Source organism: Sphingomonas mollis (assembly GCF_016427505.1).
Taxonomy (GTDB): domain Bacteria; phylum Pseudomonadota; class Alphaproteobacteria; order Sphingomonadales; family Sphingomonadaceae; genus Sphingomonas; species Sphingomonas mollis.
Map to the genome: position 1 here is coordinate 466898 of NZ_JAELXS010000001.1, position 15223 is coordinate 482120.

At 66.8% G+C, this 15223-nt stretch carries 14 protein-coding genes; 9 read left to right on the forward strand and 5 right to left on the reverse strand.

Annotated features, from left to right (window positions below; translation table 11 throughout):
* Positions 1-30: 30 nt before the first annotated feature.
* The gene (locus tag JAO74_RS02115) at positions 31-621 is read right to left on the reverse strand and encodes a malonic semialdehyde reductase (RefSeq protein WP_199034548.1); all 591 of its coding nucleotides are present in this window, start codon (positions 619-621) and stop codon (positions 31-33) included.
* On the reverse strand, positions 621-1193 hold the full coding sequence (locus JAO74_RS02120; protein ID WP_199034550.1) for a NifU family protein: 573 nt from the start codon (positions 1191-1193) through the stop codon (positions 621-623). The genes JAO74_RS02115 and JAO74_RS02120 overlap by 1 nt, the downstream gene beginning before the upstream one ends.
* Positions 1194-1301: 108 nt before the next feature.
* Between JAO74_RS02120 and JAO74_RS02125 the strand changes: the two genes are divergently transcribed.
* On the forward strand, positions 1302-4217 hold the full coding sequence (locus tag JAO74_RS02125; RefSeq protein ID WP_199034552.1) for a M16 family metallopeptidase: 2916 nt from the start codon (positions 1302-1304) through the stop codon (positions 4215-4217).
* 40 nt (positions 4218-4257) lie between these two features.
* Here the strand turns inward: JAO74_RS02125 and JAO74_RS02130 are convergent, their stop codons facing one another.
* The 3 genes from JAO74_RS02130 to JAO74_RS02140 are packed head-to-tail and all read right to left on the reverse strand — an operon-like array spanning position 4258 to position 8798.
* On the reverse strand, positions 4258-6045 hold the full coding sequence (locus tag JAO74_RS02130) for an AMP-dependent synthetase/ligase (RefSeq protein ID WP_199034554.1): 1788 nt from the start codon (positions 6043-6045) through the stop codon (positions 4258-4260).
* Between the two features lie 34 nt (positions 6046-6079).
* Positions 6080-7729: a gamma-glutamyltransferase gene (ggt, locus tag JAO74_RS02135; protein WP_233150553.1), complete on the reverse strand. Its 1650-nt coding sequence runs from the start codon at positions 7727-7729 to the stop codon at positions 6080-6082.
* 40 nt (positions 7730-7769) lie between these two features.
* Positions 7770-8798: a quinone-dependent dihydroorotate dehydrogenase gene (locus JAO74_RS02140; protein WP_199034558.1), complete on the reverse strand. Its 1029-nt coding sequence runs from the start codon at positions 8796-8798 to the stop codon at positions 7770-7772.
* A gap of 319 nt (positions 8799-9117) precedes the next feature.
* Between JAO74_RS02140 and JAO74_RS02145 the strand changes: the two genes are divergently transcribed.
* From JAO74_RS02145 to JAO74_RS02180, 8 genes are read left to right on the forward strand one after another with little or no spacing between them, the layout of a single operon-like run.
* Positions 9118-9570, forward strand: coding sequence for an SUF system Fe-S cluster assembly regulator (locus JAO74_RS02145; RefSeq protein ID WP_199034560.1), 453 nt, complete (start codon positions 9118-9120; stop codon positions 9568-9570).
* Positions 9570-11054, forward strand: coding sequence for a Fe-S cluster assembly protein SufB (sufB, locus tag JAO74_RS02150; protein WP_199034563.1), 1485 nt, complete (start codon positions 9570-9572; stop codon positions 11052-11054). Before JAO74_RS02145 ends, sufB begins: the two co-directional genes overlap by 1 nt.
* Positions 11054-11383, forward strand: a complete 330-nt coding sequence (locus JAO74_RS02155; protein ID WP_199034565.1) for a hypothetical protein — start codon at positions 11054-11056, stop codon at positions 11381-11383. The genes sufB and JAO74_RS02155 overlap by 1 nt, the downstream gene beginning before the upstream one ends.
* Complete coding sequence (sufC, locus tag JAO74_RS02160; RefSeq protein ID WP_199034567.1) at positions 11383-12126, forward strand: Fe-S cluster assembly ATPase SufC; 744 nt, start codon at positions 11383-11385, stop codon at positions 12124-12126. The genes JAO74_RS02155 and sufC overlap by 1 nt, the downstream gene beginning before the upstream one ends.
* Positions 12123-13199, forward strand: a complete 1077-nt coding sequence (locus JAO74_RS02165; RefSeq protein ID WP_199034569.1) for a SufD family Fe-S cluster assembly protein — start codon at positions 12123-12125, stop codon at positions 13197-13199. Before sufC ends, JAO74_RS02165 begins: the two co-directional genes overlap by 4 nt.
* Entirely contained in the window at positions 13178-14401 is a 1224-nt protein-coding gene (locus tag JAO74_RS02170; protein ID WP_199034571.1) for an aminotransferase class V-fold PLP-dependent enzyme, read from the forward strand. The genes JAO74_RS02165 and JAO74_RS02170 overlap by 22 nt, the downstream gene beginning before the upstream one ends.
* Positions 14398-14862 carry an SUF system Fe-S cluster assembly protein gene (locus JAO74_RS02175; protein WP_199034572.1) on the forward strand — a complete coding sequence of 155 codons (465 nt, stop codon included), beginning with the start codon at positions 14398-14400 and terminating at the stop codon, positions 14860-14862. Before JAO74_RS02170 ends, JAO74_RS02175 begins: the two co-directional genes overlap by 4 nt.
* Positions 14862-15215 carry a HesB/IscA family protein gene (locus JAO74_RS02180; RefSeq protein ID WP_199034573.1) on the forward strand — a complete coding sequence of 118 codons (354 nt, stop codon included), beginning with the start codon at positions 14862-14864 and terminating at the stop codon, positions 15213-15215. Before JAO74_RS02175 ends, JAO74_RS02180 begins: the two co-directional genes overlap by 1 nt.
* Positions 15216-15223: the final 8 nt, after the last annotated feature.

Below are 15223 nucleotides of genomic sequence, written 5' to 3' on the forward strand. Positions count from 1 at the left end.
GCCGGACCCCGTCGGGGCGTCCACCGGCCATCAGGCGATGCTGTTGAACCGGTCGAACGACGGCCGCGGCAACCGCTCGTGCAACGTCGACGGATCGCCATGGCCCAGCGTCGAGATGAAGTTCGTCTTCACCGCCGGCCGGTCGCTGAAGAACGCCTTGTCCACCGCGCCGGCATCGAAGCCCGACATTGGTCCCATGTCGAACCCCAACGCCCGCGCCGCCATGATGAGATACGCACCCTGCAACGTCGAATTGCGGAACGCGGAGGCCGCACGCAGTTCGGCATTGCCGGTGAACCAGCTCTTCGCATCGGTGTGCGGAAACAGCTCGGGCAGCAGTTCGTGAAACTCGTGATCCATCGCCACGATCACCGCGACGGGCGCCTTGCGGATCTTGTCGGCATTGGTATCGCTGGCGCAGGCGGCCAGCTTGTCCTTCGCGTCCTGGCTCGTGCACCACACCAGCCGCGCCGGCAGCTGGTTGGCCGATGTCGGCCCCATCTTCGCCAGCTCCCAGATCGCGTGCAGATCGGCCTCGGCGACGGGGGTGTCGGTATAATGGTTGTAGCTGCGGGCGTTCAGGAAAAGCTGGTCGATCGCGTTCCGGTCGATCGCCGCCATCAGACCGCCCTCACTTCGATGACTTCGGGGACATAATGGCGCAGCAACTGCTCGATCCCGTTCTTCAACGTGGCCGACGACGACGGACAACCGGCGCACGCACCCTGTAATTGCAGATAGACCTTACCCTTGTCGAAGCCGCGATAGACGATGTCACCACCGTCGTTCGCCACCGCCGGGCGCACGCGCGTTTCGATCAGCTCGCGGATCTGCGCCACGATCTCGGCATCCGCCGGATCGTCGGTCAGCACGTCGTCCGCCGGCGGCACGGAGAAGCCTGCACTCGCCGCGCGGAACAACGGCATCTGCGCGGTGAAATGGTCGAGCAGGATCGACAGCACGTCGGGCTTCAGGTCGCGCCATTCGGCGCCCGGTCCCGCCGTCACCGACACGAAATCGCGACCGAAGAACACGCCGGTTACATCGCCCAGCCCGAACAGCGCCTCGGCGAGCGGGCTCTGCTCCGCTTCCTCCGGCGTTGCGAAGTCGCGGGTGCCCGCTTCCATCACCATACGGCCGGGCAGGAATTTCAGCGTCGCCGGGTTCGGCGTGGTTTCGGTCTCGATCAACATACGCTCGCATGTGGCGTGGCGGGGCCGGGGGATCAAGCGGGATAGTCGTTCGGGGGATGTGCGACGAAACCGTGGCGGGACGCCGCCGGGATCGCTACATGGCGCTCCATGGCGTTTTTCCCGCGCGCGTTCCGCGTTTCCGCTCTTTCCCTTCTGCTGCTGTCGACCACGTCGCTCGCCGGCCAGTCCCGTCCCGCCGCCCGGCCCAAACCGCCGGCCGCCGCCGTCGCGGCGGCCGCGCCGGTGCCGGTCGATACCAGCGCGTGGCTGTACAAGGGCAGCGACATCGCGCCCGATCCCGAATGGAGCTTCGGTACGCTGCCCAACGGCCTGCGCTTCGCGGTCCGCAAGAATGGGGTGCCGCCCGGTCAGGTGTCGGTCCGCGTCGCGATGGATGTCGGCTCGCTGCACGAAACCGACAGCGAGCGCGGCTTTGCCCATTTCATCGAGCATCTGAGCTTCCGCTCCTCCGCCTATGTCCCCGATGGCGAGGCGAAGCGGGTGTGGCAGCGGCTGGGCGCCACCTTCGGCTCCGATTCCAATGCGCAGACTACGCCGACGCAGACGCTCTATAAACTCGACCTGCCCTCCGCGACCGAGGCGGGGCTGGACGAATCGCTCCACATCCTGTCGGGCATGATGGCCGCGCCGATCCTGTCCGACGCATCGGTCGGTGCCGAGCGCCCGATCGTGCTGGCCGAACGCCGCGAACAGCCGGGCCCGCAGGTGAAGTTCCAGGATGCGCTGCGCGAGACGTTCTTCGCCGGCCAGCGGCTGGCCGAACGCTCGCCGATCGGCACCGAAAGGACGCTGCTCGCGGCTAACGGCGCGACCATCAAGGCATTCCACGATCGCTGGTATCGCCCCAGCCGTGCCGTCGTCATCATTTCCGGCGATATGGACCCGGCGCTGTTCTCGCGCCTGATCGTCAAGCATTTCGCCGGCTGGCAGCCGATCGGCCCCAACCCCGCCGATCCCGATTTCGGCAAGCCTGATCCGACGAAACCCGCCACCGCCACGCTGGTCGAACCCGGCCTGCCGTCGATCGTCGCCACCGCCGTGCTGCGCCCGTGGCAGTTCAATGCCGACACCGTGATCTTCAACCAGAAGCGAATGGTCGACACCGTCGCCTCGCGCCTCGTCAGCCGCCGGCTGGAACAGCGCGCGCGCAGCGGCGGATCGTTCCTGCAGGCCTCCGTGTCGCTGAACGACGAGGAACGGTCCGCCAACGGCACCTTCACCACCATCGTGCCGGTCGGCGATCAATGGGCCGCCGCGTTGAAGGACGTGCGCGCCGTCGCCGCCGATGCGATGGCCACCGCCCCGACGCAGGGGGAGATCGACCGCGAACTGGCCGATTACGATACCGTCCTGCGTACCATCGTCGAAACTTCCCGCGTCGAGGCCGGCGGCAAGCAGGCGGACGACATGGCCGAGGCGCTGGACATCCGCGAAACCGTGACCTCGCCCGCTACGTCCTATGAAATCTTCAAGGATGCGCGCGCCAAGAAGATGTTCACGCCCGAAACGGTGCTGGCCGCCACGCGCCGCATCTTCCAGGGCGATGCCACCCGGGCGATCGTCAATACGCCGACCCCCGAAACCGGCGTCGCCGCCAAGCTGGACGCCGCGCTGAAGGCGGACGTCACCGGCCTCGCCGGCAAGCGGCGCGTCCAGTCGTCGGTCGATTTCGCCAGCCTGCCGTCGCTCGGCACGCCGGGCAAGGTCGTCGCGCGCAGCGCGATGGCCGATATCGGCGTCGAACAGGTCACGTTCGCCAACGGCGTTCGCCTGCTGGTGTTCGCCAACCCGTCCGAAACCGGCCGCGTCTATGTCCGCACCCGCTTCGGCGGCGGTTATGGTGCCTTGCCCGCCGACAAGCCCAGCCCGGCATGGGCAGCCGACAGCGCGCTGGTCGCCAGCGGCGTCGGCAAGCTCGATCAAGGCGATCTCGAACAATTGTCGTCGGGCCGGCGCATCGGCCTTGATTTCGGGATCGACGACGACGCTTTCATGCTGGCGGCGATGACCTCGCCGGCCGATTACAAGGACCAGCTGAAGCTGATGGCGGCCAAGCTGGCGGTCCCCGGCTGGGACCCGGCACCCATCGCCCGCGCACGGGCCGGCGCACAGGCGGCGCAGGCCGGCTATGGCGCTTCACCGTCCGGCGTGCTCGGTCGCGATCTGGAAGGATTGCTGCGCGACGGCGATCCCCGCTGGACGACGCCGACGCCGGCCCAGATCGCCGCGTTGACGCCCAAGAACTTCCGCCATCTCTGGCAACCGCTGCTGGCCGAAGGGCCGATCGAGGTGATGGTCTTCGGCGACGTGAAGACCGACGAGGCGATCGCCGCGGTCGGCGATACGTTCGGCGCGATGAAGCCGCGGACGGCCGCCGCGCCGCCGGCACCCGTCGTCCGCTTTCCCGCGCACGTCGCGACGCCGGTGATCCGCACGCATGACGGCCCCGATACGCAGGCCGCAGCGGTGATCGCCTGGCCGACCGCCGGCGGCGTCGCCGAAATCCGCACCAGCCGCCAGCTCGATGTGCTCGCGCAGTTGTTCTCCGATCGCCTGTTCGAGCGGTTGCGGCAGGAATCGGGCGCCAGCTACAGCCCTTCGGTGCAAAGCCAATGGCCGATGGGCATGACCGCCGGCGGCCGCCTCGTCGCCATCGGTCAGGTGTCGCCCGACAATGTCGCGATGTTCTTCCGCCTGTCGCGCGAGATCGCGGCCGATCTGGCGAAGAACCCGGTCGGCGCCGACGAGCTGGAGCGCACGGTGAAGCCGATGGCGCAGCAACTGATGCGCGCCTCGACTTCCAGCCAGTTCTGGTTGTCCCAGATGGGCGGCGGCACGCTCGACCCGCGCCGGCTGGCGGCGGTGCGCTCGCTGGGCACCGATCTGATGAGCGCCACGCCCGCCGAAATCCAAGCGCTCGCCGCCCGCTATCTGCGGCCGGATACCGACTGGACGCTGGCGGTGGTGCCGAAGGACAAGGTCGGGGCGGTCGCGGCGAAATAATCGAATGTCGGTGCCGCTGCCGGGCGCGGCGGCACCGTTCCTACCGGTACAATCCCTCCAGCCGCTCGCCATAAACCTGCCGGATCACATGCCGCCTGATCTTCAGGCTCGGCGTCAATTGTTCGTTCTCGATCGTGAATGGCCCGTCCGCCAGCACGAAGCGGCGGACGCGCTCCGTCACCGACAGGTCCTTGTTCACCCGCTCCACCGCCGCCGACAGCGCGGCGCGATAATCGAGGTCGTCGGTCAGCGTGCGGAAGTCGCACTTCCCGCCACCCCGCGCGCACCATTCCTGCGTCCATTCCGGGTCCGGCACCAGCAGCGCGACCATGTACGGCCGTCGGTCGCCGAAGATCATCGCCTGCCCGATCTCGGGTTGCAGAGTCAGCATGCCCTCGACCTTCTGCGGCGCGACATTGTCGCCCTTGTCGTTGATGATGAGGTCCTTCTTGCGGTCGGTGATCCTGATCCGTCCGCCTGCATCGATCTCGCCGATGTCGCCGGTGTGCAGCCAGCCGTCCTTCAGTACCCGCGCCGTCTCGCCCTCGTTGCGCCAGTATCCATGCATCACCAGTTCGCCGCGCACCAGAATCTCGCCATCGTCGGCGATCCGCACCTCCGTATTCGGCAGCGGCGGTCCGACCGAGTCCATCCGTATCCCCGCCGCCGGCCGGTTGCAGGAGATCACCGGCGCCGCCTCCGTCTGTCCATAGCCTTGCAGGAACGTCAGTCCGAGCGATTCGAAGAACACGCCGATCTCCGGGTTCAACGGCGCGCCGCCCGACACCATCGCCTTCAGCCGCCCGCCGAATTTCTTCGCGATCTTCGGCTTGAACAGCACATTGATCGCCAGCTGGATCGGCCGGTCGACCAAGCGCAACCGCCCTTCGTACCGCCGCATCCCCAGATCGAGCGCCCGGTCGAGCAGCCGTTCGGGCAGGCCGCCCTGTTTGGCGATCGTCTTCGCGATCCGCGTCCGCAACACCTCGAACAGGCGGGGCACCACGACCATGATCGTCGGGCGCACCTCCTCGATATTCGCGGCCAGCTTCTCCAGCCCTTCCGAATAATAGATCTGCCCGCCGAGGCCGATCGGGAAGAACTGCCCGCCACTATGTTCATACGCGTGGGAGAGGGGGAGGAACGACAGGAACACCTCGTCATCCCAGCCGAAATCCTCGGAGATGACGGTGCAGCAGCCGTTGACGTTGTGCAGGATCGCGCCGTGATGCTGCATCACCCCGCGCGGCGCGCCGCCGGTTCCACTGGTGTAGATGATGCATGCCAGATCGCCGCGCCCGACGTCCGCCACCGATGCCGCCACCGTCCCGGGATCGGCGGGGTGCTGCGCGATCAGCGTCGCCCAGTCGTGGAAGTCGATGCTCCCCGCCGGTGCGCGCATCTCGTCGATGCCGATCACCGTCTGCCCCTGATTGGATCGCAGCACTGCGGGCAGCAGCACCTTGGCCAGCCTGGCGGTCGATACGATGATCCCGCATGCGCCGGAATTTTCCAGGATATGCATGTGATCGCGTTCGGTATTGGTGATGTAGGTCGGCACCGTCACGCAACCCGCCGCCATGATGCCCAGATCGGCGATGCACCATTCCGGCCGGTTCTCGCTGACCAGCATCACCCGGTCGCCGCGCTTCATGCCGATCGCCTTCAGCCCGGTGGCAAGGCTGGCGACCTGTCGCGCCGCCTCTGCCCAACTGGTCGATTGCCAGCGCCCGTCCTTCTTCGTCCACAGGAACGGCGCGTCGCCCTTTTCGCGCGCACGGGTGAAGAACATCGTCACCAGATTGGGGAAATGTTCCAGCGTCCGCATCGTCTCTCCTTCAGGCGTCCTTTTCAGACGTCGATCAATCGTTCAGTGCCGTACCCACGCTACGCGGATCGGCCGCCCCGACCCATCCCGTCGCGGTCCGCTCCGCCGCGTTCGCCTTCAGCGGCAGGCGACCGACGGTCACCTTGTGGCCCAGCTTCTCCAGCGCCGGCTGCATCGCCACCAGCCGCGTGCCTGCCTCCACGACCAGCCCGTCGCGGTTGAAGAACAATTGCGGCTCGCCCAGTGCCGCCCGCGCCGGCAGGCCCCAGTCGAAATGGGCGATCAGCGCCTTGGCGACCTGCATGATGATCGTCCGCCCGCCCGCCGCGCCGACCGCGAAGACCGGCTTGCCCGCCTTGTCGTACACGATCGTCGGCGACATCGACGACAGCGGCCGCTTGCCGCCCTCGACCCGGTTCGCCACAGGCGCGCCGTCCTTTTCGGGGGAGAAGGTGAAATCGGTCAGTTCGTTGTTCAGGACGTAACCGTTGGCGATCAGTTGGCTGCCGAATGGCCCCTCCACGGTAGAGGTCATCGTCACGATGTCGCCCGCTTTGTCGACCGCCACGAAATGCGTCGTCGCCGGCACTTCCGACGACATTGCCGCTGTCCGCTTGCCCGCGCCCGTGGGCGTCCCCGCCGTGTAAGTCCCCAACGTCTTCGTCGGCGAGATCGACGCCGACCGACGGCGCAGATACCCCCGGTCGATCATCCCCGTCACCGGATTGGCGATGAAGTCCGGATCGCCCAGATATTTGTCGCGGTCGGCATAGGCCAGTTGCATCGCCTCGCCGATCAGGTGCCACGCGACAGGCGAATCCTTGCCCAGCTTTTTCAGGTCGAACCGTTCCAGCATGCCCAGCACCTGCAACACGGTGATCCCGCCGGACGAGGGCGGTCCCATCCCGCACACGCGATAACCGCGATAGGACCCGCAGACCGCCGGCCGTTCCTTCGCCTTGTACGCCAGCAGATCGGCAGCGGTCATGTCGCTCGGCGCGACGCGGCTTTCGGTCGCGACGCGCAGCAGTTCCCTGGCATTGTCGCCGGTGTAGAATGCATCCGGCCCCTTGTCGGCCAGCATCCTGAGCGTCGCTGCCAGCCGCGGGTTCTTCACCGTCTCGCCGATCCGCACCTCACCGTACAGCATCCGCGTGTCGTCGAACTGCTTCCACAGGGGCGCGACCGTCTTCACCGCCCGGTCCATCGGCGCGGTCGCGGCATAACCCTGTTCGGCCAGCCGGATCGCCGGCTGGAACAGCGCTGCCCAAGGCAGCTTGCCCCATTTCTTCTCGGCCATCGCCATCAGCCGGATATTGCCGGGTACGCCGACCGACTTGCCGCCCGGAAACGCCTGGCCGAACGGCATCGCGGTGCCATCCGGGTTCAGCCAGCGCGTACGGCTCGCCGCCGCCGGTGCGGTCTCGCGCCCGTCGATCGTGTCGATCTTGCCGGTGCGCCCGTCGTTATGGACCAGAAAGCCGCCACCGCCGATCCCCGACGACTGCGGCTCCACCACGGTCAGCGCCAGCATCATCGCCATCGCCGCATCGGTCGCGCTGCCGCCCTGGCGAAGGATTTCCTGTCCCGCCTCGGTCGCGCGTGGATCGGCGGAGGTGACGACGCCCTGCGCCAGCACGGGGCAGGGGAGCAGGAACGCGGCGACGACGAGCAGTTTCTTCATGGCGCCGAACCGTAACGGCATCCGCGCGCCCTACAAGCCGTTACCCGACCGCGTCCGCCACGCCGGCAAAGCCGTCACGCAGCAACAGCGCATCCAGATCGCGCAGCATCCGCCCCGGCAACCCCGGCCCCTCATAGGCGAGTGCGGTGTACAGTTGCACCATGCTTGCTCCCGCCCGAATGCGCGCATAGGCTTCCTCACCGCTGGCGATCCCCCCGACCGCGATCAGCGGGATTGCCCCACCCGTCGCCGCCCGTGCCTCGACCAGTGCCGCCCGTGCCAGCGGGGCCAGCGGAGCGCCCGACAGCCCGCCCGTCTCGCCCGCCGCCCCCGACCGCAAATCCGCGGGCCGCGAGATCGTGGTGTTGCCGACGATCAGCGCATCCAGCCGCGCATCGATCGCCGCCCGCGCCACCACCGCCATGCCGGCCCGATCCAGATCGGGCGCGACCTTCAGGAACAGCGGCGTCACCCCCGCCGCCGCGCGCGACGCCGCCAGCAATTCGCCCAGCATCGGCTGCGCCTGCAGATCGCGCAGGCCCGGCGTGTTGGGCGAACTGATGTTGATCGTCACATAATCCGCCAGCGGCGCCGCCGCCGCCACGCCCGCCGCGTAATCCGCCACGCGGTCGGTCGAATCCTTGTTAGCGCCGACATTGATGCCCAGCACACCTGCACGTCTCGCCGTCTTCGCGCGCGCCAGCCCGGCCGCCAGCCCGTCGTTGTTGAAGCCATAACGGTTCACCACCGCCCGGTCCTCGACCAGACGGAATAGTCGCGGCTTCGGATTGCCCGGCTGTGGCCGCGGCGTCAGCGTCCCGATCTCGACCGATCCGAAGCCCAGCCCGAAAAACCCCGCAATCGCCTCGCCGTTCTTGTCGACCCCCGCCGCCAGCCCGACCGGATTGGCGAAATCGATCCCCGCCACCCGCGTCGCCAGCCGGGGATACGCCGCTGCGTCCCGCCCCAGCGGCGTTCCCACCCGTCCCCACGCCGCCAACGCCTTCACGGTCAGGTTATGCGCGCGCTCGGCATCGAGCGAGAAGAGCAGGGGATGATAGATGGCCATGCCGTCGCCTTTGCCGTGGTGTGGGGCGAGGGTCAAAGAAGGTTTGTTCGCGCGGAGGCGCGGAGGCGCGGAGAAGAAGGGCGGCGGGGCGCGCGGCTGTCGGCAGCGTCCGTGATCCGGCCAGGGAATGAATAGCTGCCTGCGGCGCTGGATGCCGCGCGCAGCGCAATCATCTCGTCTTTCTTCTTCTCCGCGCCTCCGCGCGAACAAATCTTCTTCCTCCCCACACCGCCCCTTGCGAGTCGTTAGCAAAGATAGCGGTTGATCCGCACCCCGCGCTGCACCATCTGCAATCCGAACAGATTGGTCCGATTGCCTCATGCGTCTCTCTTCCCTCGCCGATTACGCGGTCGTCATGATGACCGCCGCCGCGCGCCATTGCGGCGGCGCGGGTCGGCTGAACGCGACGTTGCTCGCGGAGGAAACCGGCGTGCCGCTGCCGACCGCGCAAAAGCTCGTCAGCCGCCTCAGCGCTGCCGGCCTGCTGGAAAGCGCACGCGGCACCGGCGGCGGTTTCCGCCTGTCGCGCCCGCCGTCGTCGATCAGCCTTGCCGATGTGATCGAGGCGGTGGAGGGGCCGATCGCGCTCACGACCTGTGTGGATGAGGCGCGCCATGACTGCGCCATCGAGGGAAGCTGCCGCGTGAAACCGCATTGGAATATCGTCAACGCCGCCGTTCGCGGTGCACTGGCGGGGGTCAGCCTCGCCCACCTCGCCCATGATGTCAAAGCCCCGGTCGGGCACCAGACCAAGATTGCGGAGATCGCGTGATGGCGACCAAGAACGCCGAGGCCTATGCGGCCGTATCGAAGACGTACGAGTGGGGTTTCTCCTCGGACATCGAACAGGAATTCGCGCCCAAGGGCCTGTCCGAAGACACCGTCCGCTACATCTCCGCCAAGAAGGGCGAGCCCGTCTGGATGCTCGACTGGCGATTGAAGGCGTTTCGCCTGTGGCAAACGATGGCGGCCCCGGACTGGGCCAAGATGAACGTGCCCCCGATCGATTATCAGGACGCCTATTACTACGCCGAGCCCAAGGCGAAGCCGAAGCTCGGTTCGCTGGACGAGGTCGATCCCGAAATCCTTCGCGTTTACGAAAAGCTCGGCATCCCGATCGCCGAGCAGAAGATGCTCGCCGGCGTCGAGGAACTGGACGCGGACGGCCAGCCCAAGCGCCGCGTTGCCGTGGACGCGGTGTTCGACAGCGTCTCGGTCGCCACCACCTTCCGCAAGGAACTGGAGGCCGCCGGCGTCATCTTCCGGTCGATCTCGGAAGCCATCAAGGAATATCCCGATCTCGTCCGCAAATGGCTGGGCAAGGTCGTGCCGCAGCGCGATAATTATTTCGCCACGTTGAACTCCGCCGTCTTCAGCGACGGCACGTTCGTCTACATTCCAGAGGGCGTCCGCTGCCCGATGGAGTTGTCGACCTATTTCCGTATAAATGCCGAGAATACCGGCCAGTTCGAACGCACGCTGATCGTCGCCGACAAGGGCAGCTACGTCTCGTATCTGGAGGGCTGCACCGCCCCGATGCGCGACGAGAACCAGCTCCACGCCGCCGTGGTGGAACTGGTCGCGCTCGACGATGCCGAGATCAAATATTCGACCGTCCAGAACTGGTATCCGGGCGACGAGAACGGTGTCGGCGGCATCTATAACTTCGTGACCAAGCGCGCGCTGTGTCAGGGCAGGAACAGCAAGGTATCGTGGACGCAGGTCGAAACCGGCTCCGCAATCACCTGGAAATACCCGAGCTGCGTGCTCGCTGGCGACGGCAGCGTCGGCGAATTCTACTCGGTCGCGGTGACGAACAACCGGCAGCAGGCGGATACCGGCACCAAGATGATCCATCTTGGCAAGAACACGCGATCCACGATCGTGTCGAAGGGGATCAGCGCCGGCCGCAGCGACAACACCTATCGCGGCCTTGTCCGCGTCGCTCCCACGGCAGAGGGCGTCCGCAACTTCACCCAGTGCGACAGCCTGTTGCTGGGCGACCAGTGCGGCGCCCACACCATCCCGTACATCGAAATCCGCAACCCCAGCGCGCAGATCGAGCATGAGGCGACCACGTCGAAGATCAGCGAGGACCAGCTGTTCTACGCCATGTCCCGCGGCCTCGATCAGGAAGCCGCCGTCGCCCTGATCGTCAACGGTTTTGCCCGTGAAGTGCTGAAGCAACTGCCGATGGAATTCGCGGTCGAGGCGCAGAAGCTGTTGGGGATCAGTCTTGAGGGGAGTGTGGGGTAATGCTCTTTCCCACGAAAGAGAAGGTCGAGCGAGAAGTTGACGCTCTACTCACTCGGTTCGAGCGAATCGAACAGCGCGCCGATTTTAACGTCAATGAAAGCAGTAAGTTTGCGAGCGTGCTTGGTCCGAATGAGATTGCTGAAAAGATTTTGCGTAATGCCCGAAGCATAATTGAGAACCTTCATGAGGCGGGCGCTCAGGCAAGGTTTGGACTTCGTCCCATCCGAGCTATCGCAAATGACCTTCCGGCTGTAGCCAAGGTAGCAAGCGAGTACTCTGGTATTCTCGACAATATGGATTTCACGCGAAAAAGCGGGCAAGTAAACTGATGCTCAAGATTGAAAACCTCCACGCCGAAATCGACGGCAAGGAAATCCTCAAGGGCCTGTCCCTGACCGTCAACGCGGGCGAGATCCATGCGATCATGGGGCCGAACGGCGCCGGCAAGTCGACGCTCGGCTATGTCCTCGGTGGTCGCCCCGGCTACGAAGTCACCGCCGGCTCGATCACCTTCAACGGTCAGGACCTGCTGGAACTGGAACCGCACCAGCGCGCCGCCGCCGGCGTGTTCCTCGGCTTCCAGTACCCGGTCGAAATCCCCGGCGTCAGCAACGTGCAGTTCCTCCGCGAGGCCCTGAACGCCCAACGCGCGACCCGCGAGGAAAAGCCGCTGTCCGGTGCCGAATTCCTGAAGCTGGCGCGCGAGGAAGCCCGCAAGCTCGACATGGATGCCGAGATGCTGAAGCGTCCCGTCAATGTCGGCTTTTCCGGCGGCGAGAAGAAGCGCAACGAGATGGTCCAGATGGGCATCGTGAACCCCAGGTTCGCGATCCTCGACGAAACCGATTCCGGCCTCGACATCGATGCGCTCCGCATCGTCGGCGACGGCATCAACCGCATCATGCGCGCGCCCGACAAGGCGGTGCTGCTCATTACCCATTACCAGCGCCTGCTCGATTACGTGCAGCCCGATGTCGTCCACGTCCTCGCCGACGGCCGCATCGTCCGCTCCGGCGGTGCCGACCTCGCGCACGAACTGGAGCGCGAGGGCTATGCGCAGGTGACGGCGTGAGCCTGATCGAACTGCCCTCAACCCGTGAGGAAGAATGGCGTTGGGCTGATCCGGAGGCGATCGCCGCCGCCGCCTCATTGCCATGGTCCGACGCGACCGAGAACGCCGCCGACTGGTGGATCGATCTTCCCGGCGCTCGCATCGTCGTGCGTGACGGCGTGGTCGATCAGGCCGCCAGCACGCTCGACCGCGTCACGCTGCGGTCGATCGAGGCCGGCGACCACGCACTCGGCCAGCGCGCCACCGGCCCCGGCTGGTCGCTGCATCTCGATACCGATGCCGCCGCACACCCGGTACAGATCGTCCACATCTCCACCGGCGGCGCCAATCATCTGCCGTCCGAGATCGTCCTCGCCGACGATGCCGTCGCGCAGGTCGTCGAGACCTATGTCGGCGCCGGCTGGGCCAACCGCTACCTTCGCGTCACGCTCGGCGCCACCGCCCGGCTGATGCGCTCGGTCCGCCTGTTGCAGGCGGGTGGCTTCACCAGCTTGCGCGAAGACGCCGCACTGGGCACCGGAGCCAGCCTCGTCACCATCTTCCTCGGTGCCGGTCAGGCCGGCACCCGCATCGATGCGACCATCGTCGCAGGCGCGGGTGCCTTCGCCGACTACGGCGGCGCGCTCCTCACCGCCGGCGACCAGCGTCAGGAATGCGCGGTCGCCGTCCGCCATGCCGAACCCCATGGCAGCAGCCAGCAGGTCTGGCGTGCAGTCGCCGCCGATCGTTCGACCGCCAGCCTCGCCGCCCGTGTCGAGGTCGCGCGCGACGCGCAGAAGACCGACGGCGTCCAGTCGCTTCGCGGCCTGCTCCTGAAGCGTACCGCGACGGTGAACCTGAAGCCGGAACTGGAAATCTTCGCCGACGACGTGAAGTGCGCCCACGGCGCCACGGTCGGCGAACTGGATGCCCGCGCCCTGTTCTACATGCAGAGCCGCGGCATCCCCCATGCCCGCGCACAGGCGTTGCTGACGACCGCCTTCGTGGCCGACGCGCTCGACCGGATCGGCGACAATACCGTCCGCGCCGCGTTTTCGGCGGACGCCGAAACATGGCTGGACGGCGCCCTGTGAGCAGCGCCGCCCCCCTCGACGCGCTGGCCGACTTCCCTGCGATCCCGGCGGGCTGGGCCTATCTGGACACCGCCGCCACCGCGCAGAAGCCGCAGGTCGTCGTTGATGCCATCACCCGCGCGTACGGCGAAACCTACGCCACCGTGCACCGCGGCGTGTACGCCCGCTCGGCCGACATGACCGTCGCCTATGAAGCGGTGCGCGGCCGCGTTGCCCGCTTCATCGGCGCGGCTTCGCCAGAGGAATGCGTCTTCGTCCGCGGCGCGACCGAGGCGATCAACCTCGTCGCGCAATGCTGGGCCGGTACGCAGCTGAAGGCTGGCGACCGCATCATGCTGTCGATGCTGGAGCATCACAGCAATATCGTGCCGTGGCAGATGGTCGCCGAACGCGTCGGCGCCGCGATCGACGTCTGCCCGCTCACCGCCGATGGCCGCATCGATCTCGACGCGATGGCGACGATGCTGACCGACCGGCACAAGCTGGTGGCGCTCGCCCATGTCTCCAACGTCCTTGGCTCGGTGCTCGACGTACCGCGCGCGGTCGAACTGGCGCACGGTGTCGGCGCGAAGATCCTTATCGACGGCTGCCAGTCGGTGCCGCGCCTGCCGGTGGACGTCACCGCGCTCGGCTGCGACTTCTATGTCTTCTCGGCACACAAGCTCTACGGCCCGACCGGTCTCGGCGTCCTGTGGGCGCGGGCCGACCTGCTCGATGCGATGCCGCCATGGCAGGGCGGCGGGTCGATGATCGACCGCGTCACCTTCGCGAAGACGACCTACGCGCCGCCGCCGGGCCGGTTCGAGGCGGGGACGCCGCATATCGTCGGCGCGCTCGGCCTCCATGCCGCGATCGATTATGTCGACGACATCGGCCTGACCCGCATCCACGCGCACGAAACCGCGCTGGTGGCGCAGGCGCGCGAGGCGCTCGGCAGCATCAACTCCGTCCGCCTGCTCGGACCGGACGATTCCGCCGGCATCGTCAGCTTTACGATCGAGGGGGTGCATCCGCACGACATCGGCACCATCTTGGACGAAGCACAGGTCGCGATTCGCGCCGGCCACCATTGCGCGCAGCCGCTGATGGATGCGCTGGGTGTCGAGGCGACCGCGCGTGCGAGTTTCGGCGTCTATAACGGCCCGCAGGACGTCGAGGCGCTGGTCAAGGGCGTGGAACGGGTAACAAGGATTTTCGGATGAACGGGTTCGAGGTCGAGGAAGTGGACGGCGTCCAGCCCCCACCCAAGGCACGCGTGGACGATGCGGTCGAGGCGGCTGCACCCGCTCCGCGCGAACGCGATTACCTGTCCGGCTTCCTGGCGCAGAAGCCGCAGGGTGACGCCCCCGGCGAACCCGGCGGCGCGCTGTACGAGGCGGTGGTCGATTCCCTCAAGGAAATCTACGACCCCGAAATCCCGGTCAACATCTACGATCTCGGCCTGATCTACGGTGTCGAGGTGACGGACAATGGCCATGCCGTCGTGTCGATGACGCTGACGACGCCCAATTGCCCCGTCGCGGAATCGATGCCGGCCGAGGTCGAGATGCGGGTGTCTTCGGTTCCCGGCATTTCGACGGCCGATGTTAATCTGGTCTGGGACCCGCCATGGGACCCGCAGAAGATGTCTGACGACGCCAAACTGGAATTGGGGATGCTCTGATGGCCACCACGCTCCGCGCCCGCCCGGCGGCGCTCAACCTGACCCCATCGGCGCACGCCCGCATCGCCGACCTGATGGCCCGCGCCCCCGGCGACGCGATCGGCGTGAAGCTGTCGACTCCCAAACGCGGCTGCTCCGGCCTCGCCTATTCGGTCGATTACGTCACTGAGGCGAAGCCGTTCGATGAGCGGATCGAAACCCCCGGCGGGGTATTGTTCGTCGATGGCGGATCGATCCTGTACCTGATCGGATCGACGATGGATTGGGTGGAAGACGACTTCACCGCCGGTTTCGTGTTCGCCAATCCCAACGCCAAGGGCGCCTGTGGATGCGGAGAGAGCTTTACCGTTTGATGCCGACG

Excerpts from the sequence above, each read along its gene's own strand:
- JAO74_RS02115 (WP_199034548.1), bottom strand. The coding sequence starts at position 621 with ATGGCGGCGATCGACCGGAACGCGATCGACCAGCTTTTCCTGAACGCC.
- sufC (WP_199034567.1), top strand. The coding sequence starts at position 11,383 with ATGCTCAAGATTGAAAACCTCCACGCCGAAATCGACGGCAAGGAAATC.
- JAO74_RS02120 (WP_199034550.1), bottom strand. The coding sequence starts at position 1,193 with ATGTTGATCGAGACCGAAACCACGCCGAACCCGGCGACGCTGAAATTC.
- JAO74_RS02140 (WP_199034558.1), bottom strand. The coding sequence starts at position 8,798 with ATGGCCATCTATCATCCCCTGCTCTTCTCGCTCGATGCCGAGCGCGCG.
- ggt (WP_233150553.1), bottom strand. The coding sequence starts at position 7,729 with ATGAAGAAACTGCTCGTCGTCGCCGCGTTCCTGCTCCCCTGCCCCGTG.
- JAO74_RS02130 (WP_199034554.1), bottom strand. The coding sequence starts at position 6,045 with ATGCGGACGCTGGAACATTTCCCCAATCTGGTGACGATGTTCTTCACC.
- JAO74_RS02155 (WP_199034565.1), top strand. The coding sequence starts at position 11,054 with ATGCTCTTTCCCACGAAAGAGAAGGTCGAGCGAGAAGTTGACGCTCTA.
- JAO74_RS02170 (WP_199034571.1), top strand. The coding sequence starts at position 13,178 with ATGGCTGGACGGCGCCCTGTGAGCAGCGCCGCCCCCCTCGACGCGCTG.
- sufB (WP_199034563.1), top strand. The coding sequence starts at position 9,570 with ATGGCGACCAAGAACGCCGAGGCCTATGCGGCCGTATCGAAGACGTAC.
- JAO74_RS02145 (WP_199034560.1), top strand. The coding sequence starts at position 9,118 with ATGCGTCTCTCTTCCCTCGCCGATTACGCGGTCGTCATGATGACCGCC.
- JAO74_RS02125 (WP_199034552.1), top strand. The coding sequence starts at position 1,302 with ATGGCGTTTTTCCCGCGCGCGTTCCGCGTTTCCGCTCTTTCCCTTCTG.
- JAO74_RS02175 (WP_199034572.1), top strand. The coding sequence starts at position 14,398 with ATGAACGGGTTCGAGGTCGAGGAAGTGGACGGCGTCCAGCCCCCACCC.
- JAO74_RS02180 (WP_199034573.1), top strand. The coding sequence starts at position 14,862 with ATGGCCACCACGCTCCGCGCCCGCCCGGCGGCGCTCAACCTGACCCCA.